At 50.1% G+C, this 18625-nt stretch carries 19 protein-coding genes; 8 read left to right on the plus strand and 11 right to left on the minus strand.

Annotated elements, in window-relative coordinates; translation table 11 throughout:
* Positions 1–13: 13 nt before the first annotated feature.
* Positions 14–1627: a beta-N-acetylhexosaminidase gene (locus ACTJJS_RS03155; protein WP_440662378.1), complete on the plus strand. Its 1614-nt coding sequence runs from the start codon at positions 14–16 to the stop codon at positions 1625–1627.
* Positions 1628–1629: 2 nt separating this feature from the next.
* Here the strand turns inward: ACTJJS_RS03155 and ACTJJS_RS03160 are convergent, their stop codons facing one another.
* The 3 genes from ACTJJS_RS03160 to ACTJJS_RS03170 all read right to left on the minus strand — a co-directional run bounded on the left by ACTJJS_RS03160 (position 1630) and on the right by ACTJJS_RS03170 (position 3737).
* The gene (locus ACTJJS_RS03160) at positions 1630–2250 is read right to left on the minus strand and encodes a LysE family translocator (protein ID WP_440662379.1); all 621 of its coding nucleotides are present in this window, start codon (positions 2248–2250) and stop codon (positions 1630–1632) included.
* 102 nt (positions 2251–2352) lie between these two features.
* A complete protein-coding gene (locus tag ACTJJS_RS03165; protein ID WP_440662381.1) occupies positions 2353–2799 on the minus strand; it encodes an SgcJ/EcaC family oxidoreductase in 447 nt (148 codons plus the stop codon).
* A gap of 116 nt (positions 2800–2915) precedes the next feature.
* On the minus strand, positions 2916–3737 hold the full coding sequence (locus ACTJJS_RS03170) for a DUF3108 domain-containing protein (RefSeq protein ID WP_440662382.1): 822 nt from the start codon (positions 3735–3737) through the stop codon (positions 2916–2918).
* A 238-nt stretch (positions 3738–3975) separates the two neighbouring features.
* On the opposite strand from ACTJJS_RS03170, the gene ACTJJS_RS03175 reads away from it, so the two are divergent.
* Both ACTJJS_RS03175 and ACTJJS_RS03180 read left to right on the plus strand, forming a co-directional pair.
* Entirely contained in the window at positions 3976–4998 is a 1023-nt protein-coding gene (locus ACTJJS_RS03175) for a sensor histidine kinase (protein WP_440662383.1), read from the plus strand.
* Entirely contained in the window at positions 4995–5705 is a 711-nt protein-coding gene (locus ACTJJS_RS03180; RefSeq protein WP_440662384.1) for a LytR/AlgR family response regulator transcription factor, read from the plus strand. Before ACTJJS_RS03175 ends, ACTJJS_RS03180 begins: the two co-directional genes overlap by 4 nt.
* On the opposite strand, the gene ACTJJS_RS03185 is transcribed toward ACTJJS_RS03180, so the two are convergent.
* From ACTJJS_RS03185 to ACTJJS_RS03200, 4 genes are all read right to left on the minus strand, one after another.
* Positions 5700–6650, minus strand: coding sequence for a bifunctional helix-turn-helix transcriptional regulator/GNAT family N-acetyltransferase (locus ACTJJS_RS03185; RefSeq protein ID WP_440662385.1), 951 nt, complete (start codon positions 6648–6650; stop codon positions 5700–5702). The two genes, ACTJJS_RS03180 and ACTJJS_RS03185, sit on opposite strands and share 6 nt — an antisense overlap.
* 104 nt (positions 6651–6754) lie before the next feature.
* Complete coding sequence (locus ACTJJS_RS03190) at positions 6755–8344, minus strand: serine hydrolase domain-containing protein (RefSeq protein WP_440662386.1); 1590 nt, start codon at positions 8342–8344, stop codon at positions 6755–6757.
* 11 nt (positions 8345–8355) lie between these two features.
* A complete protein-coding gene (locus ACTJJS_RS03195) occupies positions 8356–8580 on the minus strand; it encodes a hypothetical protein (RefSeq protein WP_440662387.1) in 225 nt (74 codons plus the stop codon).
* A 10-nt stretch (positions 8581–8590) separates the two neighbouring features.
* Entirely contained in the window at positions 8591–10135 is a 1545-nt protein-coding gene (locus ACTJJS_RS03200) for an MFS transporter (protein ID WP_440662388.1), read from the minus strand.
* 133 nt (positions 10136–10268) lie between these two features.
* Between ACTJJS_RS03200 and ACTJJS_RS03205 the strand changes: the two genes are divergently transcribed.
* The 4 genes from ACTJJS_RS03205 (at position 10269) to ACTJJS_RS03220 (ending at position 13881) form a co-directional block, all read left to right on the plus strand.
* The gene (locus ACTJJS_RS03205; protein ID WP_440662389.1) at positions 10269–10730 is read left to right on the plus strand and encodes a hypothetical protein; all 462 of its coding nucleotides are present in this window, start codon (positions 10269–10271) and stop codon (positions 10728–10730) included.
* 30 nt (positions 10731–10760) lie between these two features.
* Positions 10761–11357 (plus strand): penicillin-binding protein activator LpoB, encoded by a 597-nt coding sequence (locus ACTJJS_RS03210; RefSeq protein WP_247654821.1) that lies wholly within the window; start codon positions 10761–10763, stop codon positions 11355–11357.
* Positions 11358–11439: 82 nt separating this feature from the next.
* Positions 11440–12855, plus strand: coding sequence for a COG3014 family protein (locus ACTJJS_RS03215; RefSeq protein ID WP_440662390.1), 1416 nt, complete (start codon positions 11440–11442; stop codon positions 12853–12855).
* Between the two features lie 42 nt (positions 12856–12897).
* A complete protein-coding gene (locus ACTJJS_RS03220) occupies positions 12898–13881 on the plus strand; it encodes an SUMF1/EgtB/PvdO family nonheme iron enzyme (protein ID WP_440662391.1) in 984 nt (327 codons plus the stop codon).
* A gap of 48 nt (positions 13882–13929) precedes the next feature.
* Here ACTJJS_RS03220 and ACTJJS_RS03225 read toward each other — a convergent pair whose 3' ends face one another.
* From ACTJJS_RS03225 to ACTJJS_RS03240, 4 genes are all read right to left on the minus strand, one after another.
* Complete coding sequence (locus ACTJJS_RS03225) at positions 13930–14112, minus strand: hypothetical protein (RefSeq protein WP_440662392.1); 183 nt, start codon at positions 14110–14112, stop codon at positions 13930–13932.
* A gap of 4 nt (positions 14113–14116) precedes the next feature.
* On the minus strand, positions 14117–15052 hold the full coding sequence (locus ACTJJS_RS03230) for a zeta toxin family protein (protein WP_440662393.1): 936 nt from the start codon (positions 15050–15052) through the stop codon (positions 14117–14119).
* 133 nt (positions 15053–15185) lie between these two features.
* Positions 15186–15887, minus strand: a complete 702-nt coding sequence (locus tag ACTJJS_RS03235) for a hypothetical protein (protein ID WP_440662394.1) — start codon at positions 15885–15887, stop codon at positions 15186–15188.
* A 160-nt stretch (positions 15888–16047) separates the two neighbouring features.
* Positions 16048–17451 (minus strand): tyrosine phenol-lyase, encoded by a 1404-nt coding sequence (locus ACTJJS_RS03240; protein ID WP_440662395.1) that lies wholly within the window; start codon positions 17449–17451, stop codon positions 16048–16050.
* A 121-nt stretch (positions 17452–17572) separates the two neighbouring features.
* Between ACTJJS_RS03240 and ACTJJS_RS03245 the strand changes: the two genes are divergently transcribed.
* A complete protein-coding gene (locus ACTJJS_RS03245; protein WP_440662396.1) occupies positions 17573–18610 on the plus strand; it encodes a methyltransferase in 1038 nt (345 codons plus the stop codon).
* Positions 18611–18625 lie beyond the last annotated feature (15 nt).

The following is an 18625-nucleotide window of genomic DNA, read 5'->3' on the forward strand; positions in this document are numbered from 1 at the left end:
TATCAACCGAACAATGAAGCCAGTTTTTTTAAGTATGCTCCTGTGGGTCTGTTGCCAGCAATTACATGCGCAACAGGCCTGCCCAGTCATTCCCCTGCCTGCCCAGTCTTCCCGGGCCAACGGCGAAATGATACTCAACGATGAAGTGGTGATCGCGGCAAAAGACAACAGCCTGCGCCCACTGGCCGACTATCTCAGTAAAGAACTGGAACGCCGGTTTAATATCAGCTATGCTGATAGGGCCAGACCATCCGGTAAGGCAACCGTGATCACGCTGGAACGCGATAAGTCAGGTAATAACCCCGACGCCTACACGCTCCGGATGAACAAAGCCGGCGCAGTGATCGCGGCGGCCCACCCGGCAGGTATTTTTAACGGTATCAGCACCTTATTGCAACTGGCGGAAACCGCCGTGCCCACGGGCACCTCGCGGCATGTGGCCTGCTGGAACATCACGGACGCGCCCCGCTACGCATGGCGTGGCTTTATGCTGGATGAATCCCGCTTTTTCTTTGGAAAAGAAAAAGTAAAATCCATCCTCGACTGGATGGCTTTCTATAAACTGAACCGCTTCCACTGGCACCTCACCGATGCACCCGGCTGGAGGCTGGAAATAAAAAAATACCCGCTGCTCACCACGGTCGGCGGCATCGGCAACCATACCGATCCTAAAGCGCCGGCAGCTTTCTATACCCAGGACGATATCCGCGAAATAGTGGCCTATGCAAAGGAACGTTTCATTGAAGTGGTCCCCGAGATAGACATGCCCGGTCACGCCAGCGCGGCCAACAGGGCCTATCCTGCCTTCGATGGGGGTGGGACGGAGAGATATCCCTCTTTTACTTTTAATCCTGGTAAAGAAGGTACTTACCAATACCTGGCGGACATCCTGAAGGAAACATCAACACTCTTTCCCGCCGGCATGATCCACCTCGGCGGTGATGAGGTGTCTTTCGGCAACAAGGCCTGGGACTCGGATACCGGGGTGATCAGCCTGATGAAAGCCAAAGGTTTCGTGGACCGTAAACAGGTAGAGGACTACTTCTTCCAGCGTATGGCCGATACCGTATTCAGCCTGCGTAACAAAGTAATGGCCTGGGACGAAATTGCCACGGCCAGCCTGCCGGCCAATAAAACCATTGTTTGCTGGTGGAGACAGGAAAAACCGGAGAACCTGAAAATGGCCCTGGACAAAGGCTACAGCGTAGTGATCTGCCCGCGGCTGCCTTTTTATTTCGACTTTGTGCAGGACAGTACCCATAAAATAGGCCGCAGATGGAAGATAGGAGAGTATAACGACCTGAAGTCAGTATATAATTTTTCTGTTGCCAGCATCCCCGCGGTGAGCGGCCACGAAAAGCAGGTACTGGGCGTACAGGCATGCCTGTGGTCAGAGACCATCTCCAACCCCAAAAGGCTGGACTTCCTGCTATTCCCCCGCATCACGGCATTCGCAGAAGCTGCCTGGACACAACCGGCTTCCAGGAATTTTGATCAATACGTGGAACGGCTGAAGCCACAGATGGAACTGTTTGAACAGGCCCGTCTTTATTATTACGACTACTTTGCACCGTCCCGCCATGTGGAGACAGGCAAACCTACTGACCAGAAAAGTTTTATCGATTAAGGTTATTTGCTTTTATCAAGCGCCATCTTCAGTGCCAGTCCTGCAAAGACGCTGCCCATCACCCATTTCTGGGCGCGCACCCAGCCGGGGTTGGCGCTGAACCAGCGCGTTACCCGCGCAGCGGAGAAGATGATCAGGCTGTTGACCATAAAACTGATCGTCAGCTGGATAAACCCAAGCGTGAGGCTCTGTATCAATACCGATCCGTATTCCGGCTTAATGAACTGGGGAAAAAGAGAAAGATAAAACACGGCTACCTTGGGGTTAAGAACGCTGGTAAACAGTCCCATGCTAAACAAACGAAGCGGCGTATCGTGTTTCAGGTGACCGGCACTCTCAAATACCGCCCGCCCGCCGGGCTTCACCGCTTGCCATGCCATATACAGCAAATATATCACACCGATGGTCTTCAGGGTAGTATAAGCATAAGGAATGGCCATCAGGATGCTGGTAAGGCCAAAAGAAACCAAGGTGATATGGAACAATAATCCGGCGGCGACACCCAACAGAGAAATCATAGCGGCCTTCCTGCCCTGTGTCACGGAACGGGTGACAAGATAAATCATGTTCGGACCCGGCGTGAGGACCATAACCAGCGCGGCGAAGGCAAAAAGTAACAGCATGGCGAAGAAGTTTAACTGACTCTCCTGATATACGAAAAGACCTGTAAAAATAATGTTTTGCCCGTAAAATTACGTTTACTTCCTTTTCGCATACCGGGAGCTTCAGTTCTTTTTTATCGACATCAGACGTTGCATCAGCCAGCCTGGCTTCTTGATCCGGCAGTTATGAAAGGCGGCCATCTGCCATTGGTCTTCATTGTTTTTGATCCACAGGGTGGTGTTAATAGACTGGCGGCTTTGCTGGGCTTTTTTCTGCCAACGGAAGCGGATAGCGCCCCGGGCAATCACTACCGCGGTGCGGTCGTTCAGAAACCGCATCTGGTCTATCTCGCCTTCCAGTCTGGCGCCACGGAACATAAAATTGTTCATCAGCTGCTCGTGGGAAGTAATGTATTCTTCCCGTCCTTTCAGGTGCATGCCATTAAAAGTAATGTAGTCGCAGTCTTCCGTAAGATGAACGGCCGCGCCTTTGAAATCCAGCGTTTCAAACGACCGGTAAATTTCTTCGTTGACCTGCCGGATAGCTTTCATTTCAGTTACTTTGTTCATAATACCTGTTTTTTGATGATACAAAGCTAGGTGTCACCGTGGCGCCGGAACAGGCTTTTTCAGTTGAATGCATCACCTCTTCGGTGAAAACGGGATTTTTATCGGTGAAAGGAAAATTATTGTTTTTTGGCTGCCACCTGACGCACTACCTCGGGTAAATTGGGCGTGAGGCCCGGTAATTTTATCTTGTAGCGGAACAGGCCATTATAACTGTCGGCTTCTTTCAGCAGCTCATGACCGGATTTGCTGATCCAGAAAGATTGTTCATAAGGCCAGCCTTGCGGTGTGGTGCCGCCGGTATGCAGTATCCAGCAGTCCACCTGCCTGTTGTCCAGCGTGGCCAGCGTTTCGCTGCCGGTAACGGTATATTTCACATAAGCCGGAGGATCGAGGCCCGCATCATAAAACAGAATGTAGAATATTTTGCCGGCGGCCAGCGGCAGCATTTCAAACGTTTCAATATCGAGGTGCCAGTTGTAGTTGGGACTGTTAAAGTCAAGCGTGTAGCCGGCAGCTTTATTGCCAGCTACAGAATCGGCGCCCCTGATGCCGGTGGCCGACCAGTCATAGGCTTTTTGCCCGGTGGCGGCGCTTTCTGCGTGGTACAGCGGGGAGAAGTCCTTTTCACTATTGATGGAATAGAAGCTTCTGTAATGGTTGCTGTCTGCGTTGTACCAACTTTGTTTAACTTCAATGACAGGTTGATGACGGAGTTGGCTTTTGCTGACTTCACGCATCCACAGGGAGAAAGAGAGCATTTTAGGTTTGTCGGGAAACTGAAAGTACACCAGGTATTGCCGCAGTCCGGGCTGTAGCCAGCGGGTATTCAGGGCATGGTGGCGGGGACTGATCGTGTCTGCCTGCGCAGATGCCTGTTGCAGGGCAAACAATAGGAGGAGCAGGGCCCATAAACAACGACGGGAGTGGAACATTGTCATAACAGTTTTACATTTAGTTGATATAACAAATGTTGATCATCCGCGTAAGCGGATCAACTTAATTCAATCATCACCGGTATAAATTCAACCACTGGCCTTTATCTCCCGTATGATCTGATGAATTAAAAAAGAAGGGGGGATGGTTGAGCAAAACAGGGCAACCATTGAAAAAAACGGCTAATAGCCAACGTGATCCGATAACTTTGAAGACAGTTTCTAAACCTTTGTATTTTCAGCCATGGGAATTTTTAAAGCGATGCCGGCCACGATACGGCTGCAATGGGGGTTATGGACATTACTCCTGTTGCTGTTGTTTTTTACGCTGTTGCCGGAAGACGGTTTTGTACAGTCAGGCGCCTATGCTATACTGAACACGGGTTTTTATGGGCTGGTGGTATACGGCAACATCAGTTTTTTGTATCCCCACCTTTTTCTGAAAAACAGGAAGGTATTGTACATCTTCGCGGCGGTGCTGGGCCTGCTGGCTGTCAGCCTGCTCCGTACCTACAGCATGATGTGGGTGTATAACACTTTTTTTAACCTGAAACCACATCCGGAGCAGGTGACTACCATGATCTTTGTACGTAATGTATCCGGTTTGCTGACGATCTTCCTGCTGAGTTTCATTCTGCGGATTTTTATTGCTTATTTTGTGTTGAAGCGTAAGGCGGAAGAAATGCAGCAGCAACATGCACAAACAGAGCTGGAGCTGCTGAAGTCACAGGTGCAACCACATTTCCTGTTTAATACGCTGAACAACATTTACTACGAAGCCTTCCGGGAAGCGCCCCGCACGGCCTTATTGATAGAGCGGCTGTCAGAGATCATGCGTTACTTTGTGGATGAAAGCCCGAAAGACAAAGTCAATTTATCTACTGAAATAAATTTCCTGGAAAACTATATAGCACTGGAAAAAATACGGGTCCGGCATGAAATTGGCTTAACATTTATCAAAGAAACAGATGAAGATTATCGTATACCTCCCATGCTGCTGATGACGTTTGTAGAAAATATTTTCAAGCATGGCATTGACAAGACAAGTACACATAACCAGATAACTGTCACTTTATTATGCCGGAATAATCACCTCGTCTTCAATACCCGTAATGACTTGCCCCGGCACCCTGTAGCCTCCGGCCAGCGCGGATCGGGGATAGACAACCTGCGTAAACGCCTGGTGTTATTGTATGGAGATAACTTTGAACTAAAGACTGAAAGATCAGATAACCATTTTAATGCCTCTTTAACCGTTCCCTTATGAGTTTAAATTGCCTGATCGTGGATGATGAGCCCAATGCGGTAAAACTGCTGGAATTACATATTCAGCAGACAACAAACTGGCATATTGTGGGCATATGCTATAATGCGCTGGAAGCACTGGAGTGCCTGAAGCAGCACAAGGCAGATGTAGTGTTCCTCGATATCAATATGCCGCGCCTCAATGGGATGGAGCTGGCCGGCTTGTTGCCCAGTCATGTCAAAATAGTATTCACGACTGCCTATTCTGAATTTGCTGCGGCGAGTTATAATTTCCAAACGTTGGACTATCTGCTGAAACCTATTACGCTGACGCGTTTCCTGGCATCCCGGCAGAAAGTGGAAACTGTCTTCCGCCTGACGGCGCCGGCCGACAAAACGGAAGAACAGGACCAACAGGATTATTTCTTTGTCAAGTCGGGTAAAACACTGCAGCGTATCCGGCTGCAGGACCTCCTGTACTTTGAAGGGGAAAAGGAGTATGTGCGGGTGGTCACCAGCAAAGAAGAAGTGCTGGTGTACAAACGTCTGAAAGAGATCGCGGAGCAGCTCGGACCACCCTTTATCCGCGTGCATAACTCCTATATCGTTAATACCAGCCAGATAGAACGCATACTGGATAACCATATACACATAGCAGACAAACGTATTCCGCTCAGCGAAAAGTTCCGCCCTGAGTTTATGGCGCTGATACAGCAACGTTTCCTATAAGGCCAGTTCCATCTGGATATTGGCACGTTCGTACGGCGATTTCCTGGCGGCCACCTTCTGAAAGCCCAGCTTGTGATACAGGCTGATGGCCGGTTTCAGTATAGTATTGCTTTCGAGGTACACTTTGGAAGCGCCCAGTTCCCGCGCTTTTTCTATACATGCTTTGCCCAGCAGCCAGCCTATGCTCTTGCCCTGTGCACGGGGAGACACCGCCATTTTGGCCAGCTCAAAATCATAGTCCGGGTCTTTCATGGGGATCAACGCGCATACGCCAACAGGCTCATCATGGTAAAGCGCCACGAAAATATGGCCGCCCTTCCGGAGTATATGCCCATCGGGGTCATCAAGCGCTTTGTAATCCGAAGCCTCCATTTTAAAATACGTGGAGATCCATTCTTCATTAAGGTCATGAAATGCTTGCCGGTATTGAGGGTGATAAGGCACTATCCTTACCTGGCTGCTTTCGCGTAACTTCTGCTGCTCCTGCACGCGGCGCAGCAAAGATTTCTGTTCCAGTAAAAATTCCCATTCCTGCATGGCTTTCCAGAGATCGTGTTTTGTCTGGGCAGACAACTCCTCGATGGCGTTGTTCACATCAATATACTGCGCCGCAATTTTTTCGTTGACCTCCAGGCCTTTGGGAGAAAGGCATACCACCGTTTTGCGCCCGTCTGTTTTGTCCTTTTTTTCTTTGATGAATCCGTTTTTCACCATCTCCCGGACGATTTTACTCACCGATACATGTGAATGCCCTATCTCCCGGGCTATCTCCGTGATCGTTTTGTTTTCCCCACGGGACAATGCGTAAAATACAGGGAACCATTTGGGCTGCATGCTGATGCCGTACATGCCGTATACCTGGGCCGCATCTTCCGTTATTTTATCGGTCAGCAGCCGTAACCTGCTGCCTATGGCCATTTTACCGACTGTGTCGAAGAAGTTCATATAAGGTGGCTGTTGAATCGTTTGTTTATTTTAGTTCTTAGTTTCGTAACTGGTTACGTAAATATAGAATTGAATTTTAAAATGACCAAAAAATTGTTGAACGGTTATGGGAGTAGTGCCGGCAAAAGATATTGTTGCAGGATGGTATTCACCTGCGGATGGGCGTACGGAAGGTTATAGGCCTCGGCAGTGATCACAATGACCAGCGGCGTGTTCCGGAACACCAGGATATAATTGCCGCCATTGCCGGAGCAATAGTAGGCCTCGTAATCTTTGCCATGGACGCGGAATGTTTTATTCCAGAACAGGTAGCCGTAATATTCCTGTTGCCGTCCGGGAATAACACGGTGACGGGTAAACGTTTGTTGCACCCAGCCGGCGGGCAGCAACTGCCTGCCCTGCCAGCGGCCCTGCTGCAGGTAGAGCAGCCCGAATTTGGCAAAGTCCGGCGTGTTCATACGGATACCACCGGCGGTATTGGCCACGCCCTGCGGGGTATACTGCCACTGGTAATGCGTGATGCCCAAGGGCCGGAAAAGCTGCTTATCGGCATATTGTTCCAGTCCGCCCGGCACGCGCCGGTGCAGCACGTCGCCCAGCACCACCACGCCTGCGGTGAAATAATGCCATCCGCCTGGCTGGCGGTTATGATTGAAAGGCAGGTCCAGCGCAAACTTCACCCAGTTATCAGTCGGGTACATGTTTTCTTCATTACCGGGGGACTGTTCGTCGTTGTCATCGCCATCAAAGCCGCTGCTCATGGTCAGCAGCGCTTTCAGCGTTGTCTGTGCCTTCTCTGCCGAATAATGGCTGAAGTGATGAAGGTCATAGAAATCCGACAACGGCTGGTCCACACTTTTCAGATAGCCGTCACGCAGGGCCATCCCGGTGACGGCGCTGGCAAAAGACTTCCCGACAGAACGTACATCATGCATGGAATCCCGGCCGGAACCGTTGAAATACTCTTCAATGACCAGCTGTCCCTTACGGATGACCGCGATGCTGGTGATTTTCCGGAATACGCCTGCTTCGATGTTGCCTTTCAGTATTTTGATGGTATTACGGTCAAAGCCGCCATGGGAAACAGGCAGGCCGTTATAGGGCGCCGGCGTGTTTAACGCCACCTTAGCTGTATCAATGACAGGCTTCCTGTTAACAAGCAGCGGCAGTTCCCCGCTGGCAATCAGGGCGCCGGTTTTCACTCCCTTCACCGGATCGTTGACATAAGGCCTTATCTCCATGCTGAGCAGATGCGGTCCTTCGGTAAGTGCACTGTCGCCACCATTGTTCATAAACCGCATCCAGCAATATTCGCTCCACATGGGATCTTTTGTGTTGTAGTTGATCAGCGGTTTGCTGAGAAGGGTGTCCCTGATTTTCGATTGGGCAGATGGTGCGCCGGGATGCAGGTTGCTCTGGTAATACAGGCGCTTGTCTACGTATAGGCTAAACTGATAGTTACCCTGTTGCAGCAACGTTTCTTCTCCTGTCTCAGGTTCCAGTGCATGAAGGTACCGTACCAGCGGGCTGTCCAGGTGTACCGTGAAAAACAGGTCGCTTTTGGGCGTGAGTGTGTAAGGAACGGAGATGGCAGCATCCGGGGCAGGCTGGCTGGTAAAGATGATCTTACCGGGAGTCTGGGAAAGGGCGGGGAGATAGGTAAGCAGGGAAAGGGTGAAAAGGAAGTACCGCATAGAAGCCATTTTTATGGATTCATTTTTCTACAGGAAAAGTGTTGGAGATCTAATTTCGGGTGATTCTCCATTGAAAATCCATAGGCTTTCAGGATAAGAAAATACGCCTGACGCAGGCGTTCTGCATAAGGCAGTCGTTTAACAAACCTGTTAGCTGTACCAGCCTCTTGGGCGTTCATTGTCCAGCGTGTGGTCTTATAAAGCTTGTATTGCGTCATTAAAATCAATTGTATCATGAAAATACAATTATGATATGGATTTTGGGCTATGTTTGACAAATATCCACGCCATCAGGCTTCCCAGCCACCCTAACAATCCACACATCGCCATTATTTTGCGATACGCCTGAATAAAATGCTGATGATAAATATGCGTGACCTGGACCTGCTGATCATGGGACAGCCCTGCCGGAGCGGCTGCATTGCCCAGGTTGACCGTCTGCGCCATGATGGCGGATTGCTGTGCCGTTGTGAGCGGCAGGTGTTGCAATGATGACTGTACGGAGCCTGCAAAAAAGATGACCGCCAGCGCGCCGAAAACAGCTACGGCAAATACACCGGCGATCCTCGTAATGGCATTGTTGACGCCGGAAGCGGTGCCAGAAAGCTGACTGCCTACACAGCCCATCACAGTGGCGGTAAGGGGTGCTACGGTGAGGGTCATGCCCATCCCCAGCACCAATATGCCAGGGAAGAAAGTGGTCCAGTAGGCGGAAGGCCCGTCCGTTTGTTGCACCAGCGCCAGCAATATCATCCCTGTGCCGGCCAGGAAAGGGCCAATGACCAGAAACCAGCGGGGGCCGTACTTGTCGGCCAGTGTGCCTGCCAGTCGCGCCAGAAACACCATCAGAAATGTGAAAGGAAGAAACGATAGTCCTGATTCCAGCTGGTTGTAACCCTGAACCTGCACCATGTTCAGCGAAAGAAACACCATACTGCCGCTAAGGCCTGCATACAGGAAAAAGGTGAGCAGATTGGTGCCGGTGAAAGTGCGGTTGTTGAAAAGGTGCAGCGGCAGCATCGGATGCCGGCTGCGTTGTTCAGTGACCACGAAAGCCACCAGCAGCGCTATGCCCACAATGATGCTGCCATAGGCCGCCAGGCTGCTGAAACCGGATACCGGCACCCGTAGAAAGCCAAATGTCAGCAGTGCCAGTCCGCATACGATCAGCACGGCGCCGGGATAGTCCTGTGCGGGCGCATCTTCCGGCACTTCCTGTTCGGCCACTTTCCACCACAGGCATAACAGCGTTATAACGCCAATGGGTATATTAATAAAGAAGATATAGCGCCACAGGCCGGCATCGGCGAGCGCGCCGCCGAGGACAGGGCCGCCGATGGTCACCAGCGTGGTGACAGACGACCAGGTGCCGATGGCCTTGCCTCTTTCCGCTTCATCAATAGCGGACGAAATAAGCGACAGGCTGCCGGGGATCATCAAAGCCCCACCGATGCCCTGCACCATCCGGAAAATGATCAGCATGGTGACAGTGGCCGACAGCCCGCAGGCTGCCGAGCCGGCTATAAAAATGGAAATGCCGGTCATGAAAATATGACGCCGCCCCAGCCGGTCGCCCAGCGTGCCGCCCAGCAGGATCAGGGCCGCCAGCATCAGCATATAGGCGTTCAATACCCAGAAAAGGTCAGTGCCCGACGCATGCAGGCTGCGCTGCAGGGAGGGCAGTGCCACATTCAGTGCGGTGCCATCGATAAAAGCCATGGCAGAAGCCAGTATGGAGGAGGTGACCACCCATCTGCCGGCAGCGCTGCGGAGAGATACGGTCGATATCATTACAGCCCGTTTGTTTTGCATAACGTCCGTGTGCTGTAAAATGTTCCGTAACGCCTTAACGGATTTTTAACAACCTGCACGGTAGGGGGAAAAGACTTCGGGACGCGTCACCTTAGTGAACACAACGAATTTTATGAGGTACTGTATCCGCTTTCATCAATTCGCGGCAGGTGTTGTGGCCTGCCTGCTTATCATGGCTTCGCCTGCAAAGGCGCAACAGCAGCTGTTGCCAGACCAGAACCCCCGTTATCAGGAAAGCATGGCGCTGTACCTGATCAGCGAGGATTCATTGACGGCCCGTGAAGGTGAAACCGTGCAGAAAACCTATAAGGCATATCAGTTCATGGAAGCCAAAAGGGAGTGGCGTGAACAGAAGCGTCAGGCCCGCCTTGAACGCCGCGCAAGGGGCTGGGACACATGGGGGTACCCCGGCTACTCCTACGGGTACGGCTATCCGGGATACAGCTTCGGATATGGTTATCCTGCCTATGGCTTCGGCCACTACGGGCATCATTACGGCCGTTCCTCCTTCGATTGGCATGATCTGGCCGCCGTTACCACACTGGCCATGGGAGCTTATTGGCTCTTCCGCTAGTAAAATCATCGTTTAAAAAATTTCAACCTGATGTTTAAAATGAATGCTCCCGCATTGATCGGGATACTTATGTCCGCTGCTGTAATACAAGGATGCGCTCCCCGTAAGGTGACCAGGGTCGACGAAAAACAACAGATCGATATCAGCGGCCGCTGGAATAATACCGACTCCCGCCTCACGGCAGAAGAAATGATCGCCAGCGCCCTCGGCGAAAACTGGTTGTCCGAATTCTCCCAACAAAATGGTGGTAAAAAACCGGTGGTAATCGTTGGCATGGTCACTAATAAAAGCCATGAACATATCGATGCGGAAACGTTCATCAAAGACATGGAACGCACTTTTGTCACCACCCAGAAAGTAAGACTGGTACAGGGCGGCGCCAAAAGAGAAGAACTGCGCGGTGAAAGGGCAGATCAGCAGAAAAACGCTTCTGTGTCTACCATGAAAAAATGGGGACTGGAAGTGGGAGCAGACTATATACTTCAGGGTAGTATCAATTCTATCGTAGACTCACATAAAAGGCAAATGGTAGTGTATTATCAGGTAGACCTGGAACTGACCGACCTGCAAAGCAACGAAGTAAAATGGATTGGCAATAAGAAGATCGCCAAATATGTGAAGAATTAAACCTACATACTCGTTACCACTGTGGTGACCGTGCGCCGGTTGTCTGTGTTGCCGGCGCACATTTTTATCTCAAAAGCGTATCATGTGTATCTCTGTTCGTCAATGGAAGCGGTGGCTGCCGCTGGCATTGGCTGTGCCCTTATTTTTTTCATGCCGCACGTATAACCACGCGGTGGCGCCCTATTACCAGGCGGTGTCGCAGGGCCGCTTCGGGGAAGCTTCCACGGAGCTGGACAAAGCGCGCTTTTTCCGGTATGGCCGCAACAAACTGCTGTTTAACATGGAAAAAGGAAAAACAGCTTTCTTACAGGGACGCTACCACGAAAGCAACCTGTATTTCAACGCCGCAGACTCCATCCTGTCGGGCCACCGCGGCAGCAGGGTGCTGGACCAGACACTGGGACTGGTGATCAATCCTGCCATGCAGATTTACCAGGGAGAAGACTTCGAACGGTTACTGATACACTATTATAAATCCATTAACTACCTGAAGCTGCACCAGCTGGAAGACGCTGAGGTAGAAGCCCGCCGGATATCACTCGGTACCTATGCGCTCAACGACCGGAAAAAAAATAACGATAAAAAATACAGTAACGACGCTTTTTCGCTGATTGTACAGGGCATCGTATATGAAAGCGCCGGCGATGTCAACAACGCTTTTATCTCCTATCGGAATGCAGCTGATATTTTCCTGAAAGCACCTGACCACCGCTATTATGGCGTGGACCTGCCCGCACAGTTGCAGGTAGACCTGCTGCGTACTGCCGATCAGCTGGGCTTTCAGCAGGAAGTTCAATATTATGAACAACAATTTGGTCGTGTGTACCAGCGTACAGCCGACAACGATGGCGGCGCAGTGCTGGTGATCTGGGAAAACGGACTGGCGCCGGTAAAAGCGGAAAGCAATTTTTTCTTTACCCTCACCGAAAGAGGACCAGGCAACTTTGTTTTTACCGATCCCAACACCCAGATTTTCATCCCTTTCGATTTCAACCTTTTCCCACGGGACTCCTGCCACCGCCTGCGGCGACACCTGGAAGCCTTCCGGGTGGCCTTCCCCAGCTATGTGGAACAACCATTGTATTACACTACCGCCGATATTCAGCGCGACAGCACCTTCTCCACTACGTTGGAGAAAGTGGAAGATGTGAACCAGCTGGCCTTTCGCACCCTGCAGGAACGGTTCCTGAAGGAAATGGGATTGGCACTCACACGGCTGGCCATCAAAAAGCTGGCAGAATATGAGATCCGGAAAAATGACGAAGTAGCCGGAGAACTGTTTAATCTCCTTTCCACATTAGCCGAAAAGGCCGACACCCGAAACTGGCAAAGCCTGCCACATTCGATTTATTATTCGCGCATCCCGCTGAAAAAAGGAGAAAACAAAATTACCCTTACACTCAAAGGAAAAGATAACACGCAGCAGAAAGTGGAATTCAATGTCGTGGGAAATGGCCGTCTGCAGACATTACATTATGCCTCGTTACTGAAATCATGAAAGTTTGGTTAAATTAGTCGCCGGAAATTATCCTGATATTTCATGAGCGTAACCCACATATATGACCGTCAGGCGTGGAATGCATTGTCCCGCCCGGAAGCAGAAGCCATTTTACAGCAGTTGATACAGACCCGGTTTCCGGAGTTTACCATCAAACGTTTTGAGACATTTGAAAAATTCGCTCAGCGTACTTTTACCGCTGTGCTGGACCATGACGGAGCAGAATTTGTTTTTGTGCCCGGTGATACCGTAACATTGGGCCTCGATTCCTGGAACATAGCCACAGAAAACCGGGAGCATATGGCCGCCCTGTTTAATAATGATATCGTGGAGATGGATAACTACATCCGTGAGCGGCTGTCGCCCGTACGCACCGTTACCATCAGTCCTATGATCGTGGAGCGGGCCTACCGTGCCACCGGATATTTCCCTGTGGATTTAACAGATGAACGACTCACCTCCGACGAATATTTTGAAAAAACTTTTGCAGAAGTAAAAGCCTCTTCCCGCGAGCACTGGAGCTATACCGTGAATGATGCTTTCCGGCTGGTAAAAGACGGTGATCATATCCAGGCATGGCTGTACGAGGGTGTTTCCAGGGAGGCACTGACAAAGGAAATACAAGACACGGGTTTCAGGCTTCCTACCGAAGACGAGTGGGAATACCTTTGTGGAGGCGGTTCCCGCAGTATATACCCCTGGGGCGACTCCATGGATTACGATAAAAACTATCTCTATTTCAAACGTGAAGGCAACGACGAAGAAAATTACCTGGGAAGTCCTAATCATTTCGGACTGGTGATCGCCAACAACCCTTATCATTATGAAGTGATGATGGACAGCGAGTGGTTCCTCAAAGGCGGCGACGGCGGTTGTAACCTCTGTGGCGGCGGTGGCTTAGACCTCGGATATCTCAGCGTAGGCACGTATTTCCGCGACCCGGGCATTTTTGATGATGATATGAATTATGCCGAAGAGATTACCGGTGATTATACTTTTGTGAGAAGGGTAAAGAGGATACTGTAATTGAAGAGATTGTAGGTTTGTGCTGAGAGGATATTGTTATATCCGGCATCAGATTTTTTGCATTTTTTGTTTCAATACGCGCTCTGTAGCCGCGCTCATCGCATCAATCTCGGATTTTGTGATATCAGATAATATCACCATTGCCGCGTTATATCGGCTTCTGAAACTGGCTTTTTTTGCCTTAGAAGCGGAGGTCGATTTGGTGTGCTTGGTTTTGGATAATGTGGTCATAGTACTAAATTAAGACATTTTGAGCTCTTCTGAACATTTTTGCGGGATTAGAGTTCCCTGAAAGATCGGTATGTAAAAAGGGTTTATTGACAGGAACATCTGTGTTAATGATACCAAATGTATCAATATATTCCTGCCTCGCGTTTTTTAGCTTGAAATAGGTCAATGCTGGATTGTTACTGAATACATCGAATATAAGTGTTAGAGGGACATACCTATTGGAGGAAAGGTAGCGGTTTAAAGCCCTCACAGTAGATTTTTCTTTAGGAAGATAGACAAGGGTTAGATGCACATTGTATTTTAGTTTCTTTAAATTTATACAATAAGGAATGATATCTTGTGGCTCTGCGCCAATTTTAGGAATCACTATATTATATTTCTCTCGTACTGCTAATTCATACAAAGAGGTAAATGAGGGATCACTTTTATCTCCAAAAACAATAATGGAAGACTCTGCGTTCACTAATGAAGCTCCCCATGGATATAGTGTGTATTCAGGTAGTTTACGTTTCGCTAAATCCGAATCCAGGACCATAGCCCCTTTGGCTTTGGCTATTTGAGCTGCTATGGAGGACTTGCCAGATGCTGGTAGGCCGATCAGCAGGTAAGCCTGTTTTTTTCTGATTGTTTTTTTAGGCATTGCGCCACCGTTACCCAAGCAGACTTTATCATCGTTTTTTAGAAGCTGCCTGGAAAAGAGCTCATGAACGATTTGATTACGTAGCGCCAGCCTTTGTTGCTGATCTGTGTATTTTTTAACTCTGTAGTGAGTGGAAAATGAAGTGGGATTTTCCAGACCGTCTAATACTCCCTTTTCACAAACACTGATTCTTGCAGGTACATTGTCGGGTAAGATTGATGTATCCAAACCTAAGGGTCCTGTAAGAAAGTCATCGATTTGTTGTTGGGTGTTCAAAAAGCGGGCAAATTTATTACTCATGTCAGACTAGGTTGTAACAGTGACTTTGGAAAGCGCTGCAAAAGTAATGGGAGCACTACTTAGGTTGGCACCCTGGATGTTTTTACATGGGTTAAGCATCCGTTAATATAAAACGATTAGGAATTCAATTGGCTCATGTGCCGGCGTTTAATAACAACGCTATCTTCACCGCGATAAACGCCGTATCATTCTGCTGCGTCATTATCTCCTCTATACTTTCCCGCGTAATACCCTGCCGCTGCGCTACTGTCAGCAACGTGACGCAAGTGGCAATAGTCTCCGGTTCTATCGGGTTGATAGTGCCTTCGAGGCTGCGCCAGCGCCGTGTGTCTTTACTGAGCAACCGCGGACGTGTATGCATGCGCGTGAGCAATGGTTTCCAGGCGGCTGGCAGGTCTGCTGCCTGGGTAGTTTCTTCGGTGGCTTCAAAGGCTTCCATATAAAGACGGATAGGAATCTGTAATCGTCCCACCGGCTCCTGGTAGGCGGTGATATCGGCAGGCGCATCTTTAAAATAACTGCACAATAGCTGGTAAAATGGAAGGTCCGGACCTGGTTCCATATCGGGGGACTGATAACAACAAATAGCGGCGATGATGCTGTAGGTATCTGCCGCGCGGGTAAAATACTCCCTGGCCCGGGAAAACCATTCCCTGGCGGTAGCCTGATCATAGAACATGACGTAGCCGGCAGCTTTCATGTAACTGCCTGCGATGGTTGTGAAGTCGTCGGACTGCCCTTCATCGAGGTAGATGGCGTAGCTGCTGTAAGCACTGACCAGCGTGGTCAGCACTTCCCGGTCCAGCTGTAGTAAGGAAGAAAAATCGGTCATCACCCTGCAACTTACAATTTTATCACATGGGATGCGCTATCAGGCCATTATAGGTGAAGAAGTTCATTGCGTCGAAAAGCAGCGTCTTCTTTTTGTTCATTTTTTTAAGGAAAAGCCCTTTCCGGGGAAAGGGCTGCCAGGTATAAAGATGATGGGATATTGATTAATGTGCGGTTCCGGCCGGTTCCGGCGACAGTTGCCTGAACCGTGCCTGGAAAAACCGAAGGTATTTAGGCTCCATAGTGAATTCGAGGCCTGGTATGTCGTACCTGTTTTCATAGGCTTCTATGATCGCATCGGCTACCACGTCCATATGGGAGAGAGTGTATACTCTTCTGGGGATGGCCAGGCGCACTAGTTCCAGCGATGGGTAGTGGTGGTCGCCGGTTTCTTTGTCGCGGCCGGCGGAAACGATGCCTCTTTCCACGGTGCGCACCCCGCCGGCTTCGTACAGTGCTACTGTCAATGCCTGCGCCGGGAAACTGGTTTGCGGCAGGTGTGGCAGAAAAGCGCGTGCGTTGAGAAATACGCCGTGTGTGCCGATAGGGTTCAGTACAGGAATAGCAGCTTCTTTCAGCAGGTTGCCCAGATAATGTACCTGGTACACGCGGGCGGCAATATGGGCTTCGCCTACCGATTCTGTAATGCCGATGGCCATGGCTTCCATGTCGCGGCCGGCGAGGCCGCCATAGGTATGCATGCCTTCATATACGATCACCAGGTTTTTGGCTTCCTCATACAGGCCTTCGTCATTCAATGCCAGGAAGCCGCCGATATTCACCAGCGCGTCTTTTTTCCCGCTCATCACGGCGCCGTCTGTCAGGGAACAGATTTCTTTCACAATAGAGGCCACTGTCCTGTCGGCGTAGCCGGGCTCATGTTGCTGTATCATAAAGGCGTTCTCCGCTACGCGCGCCATATCGTGGATGATGCGGATACCATGTTGTTGGGTGAGCTTCCGTACCTGTTTCATATTTTCCAGCGATATCGGTTGTCCACCGGCCATGTTCACGGTAGTGGCTAAACTGAGATAGGCGATATTGGCCGCTCCTGCCTCGTTGATGATCGCTTCCAGCTTCCGCAGGTCTATATTTCCCTTGAAGGGAAAATCTGAATCGGGGTCATGGGCTTCGTCTGTGATAACATCCGTGAAATTGCCGCCTGCCAGCTCCTGGTGCAGCCGGGTAGTGGTGAAGTACATATTGCCGGGAACGTACATGCCTGGCCGTATCAACAGGCGGGAAATCAGGTGTTCTGCACCTCTGCCCTGGTGGGTAGGCACTACATACTTGTATCCGTAATATTCCTGTACCACCGCTTCCAGGTGATAGAAATTGCGGCTGCCGGAATACGCTTCATCACCCATCATCATGCCTGCCCATTGGCGGTCGCTCATAGCGCTGGTGCCGCTGTCTGTCAGCAGATCGATGTATACGTCTTCTGACTTTAACTGGAACGGGTTAAAGCCGGCCTCTTCAATCAGTTTTTTGCGTTCTTCACGAGTGGTTTTTCGAAGCGGCTCTACCATTTTGATTTTGTAGGGCTCTGCCCAGTGGGATTTCTTCATAAGATTGTTGGTGTGGGTTATAGATCTATGTCATCTCAAAATAAAGACTGCTACTGCGGCGAGAGCGACAGGGAATCATATTAAATTTAGATACACGTTATTTTAAAAAAAAATCTATCCTATGCGCGTTAACTTATCCGGCTTACAAGCCTCTGCTGAACATACCGGCAACATCCTCCGCCACATCACCAATCACTGGGTTTCCTGTTGTGTATATACGGCCGCCCGGCTGGACATCGCGGAGATACTTTCTGCCGGCCCTTTAGACATCGCTGCGCTGGCGGCTGAAACAAACACACATGCGCCTTCGCTTCATCGTATGTTGAAACTGCTGGCCGCCAACGGGGTCTTTGAAGAACAGTCACCAGGCGTATTTGTGAACACCCCTGATTCCCTGCCGTTGATCGGTGATATTAAAGGCAGTATGAAAGCATTCCTGCTGGCGGAAATGGGAGAGTTTTACACCCCATGGGGCAATCTGATAGATAGTGTCAGGTCCGGGAAAACAGCGTTTGATGAATACTACGGAGAAAACCTCTGGGAATTTTATAAGAAAAATGCTGGTGAGGGACAAAACTTCATGAAAGCTATGACTGCCGTGACCAGCTTTCTGAGTCCCGCCATCCTGGATAAATATGATTTTTCTTCTTTCAAAACGATCATCGATGTGGGTGGCAGCAACGGTTCTCTGTTGACCGCCATTCTCAGAAAGGCACCAGGAGCGTCTGGTATCGTATTCGACGTGCCTTATGTAGTGGAGCAAACAGCCGCATTGCTGGCTGCCGATCCGGAGCTCCGTCAGCGTAGCTCCGCTGTCAGCGGTAATTTCTTTGAACAGGTGCCCGCCGGTGCGGATGCCTACCTTTTAAAGATGATTATTCATGACTGGGATGACGAAGACTCCGTACGCATCCTCAGCGTTGTCAGCAAAGCAATGAAACCGGAAAGCAAAATCCTGATCGTGGACGGTGTTATTCCGGAAGGCAACTCGTATCACGGAGCAAAGTTCATGGATGTGAACATGCTGGTGGTAACGGGCGGAAAAGAAAGAACGGCGGCGGAATTTGAGGAACTGTTCCGCCGGTCCGGGCTGCGGCTTACACGTGTCATTGACCTCGATATCACAGAAGTGAGCATTGTGGAAGGGGAGAAGGTATAAGCCCGGAGGCATTAT

The organism is Chitinophaga sp. 22308 (assembly GCF_052045305.1).
GTDB lineage: Bacteria > Bacteroidota > Bacteroidia > Chitinophagales > Chitinophagaceae > Chitinophaga > Chitinophaga varians_A.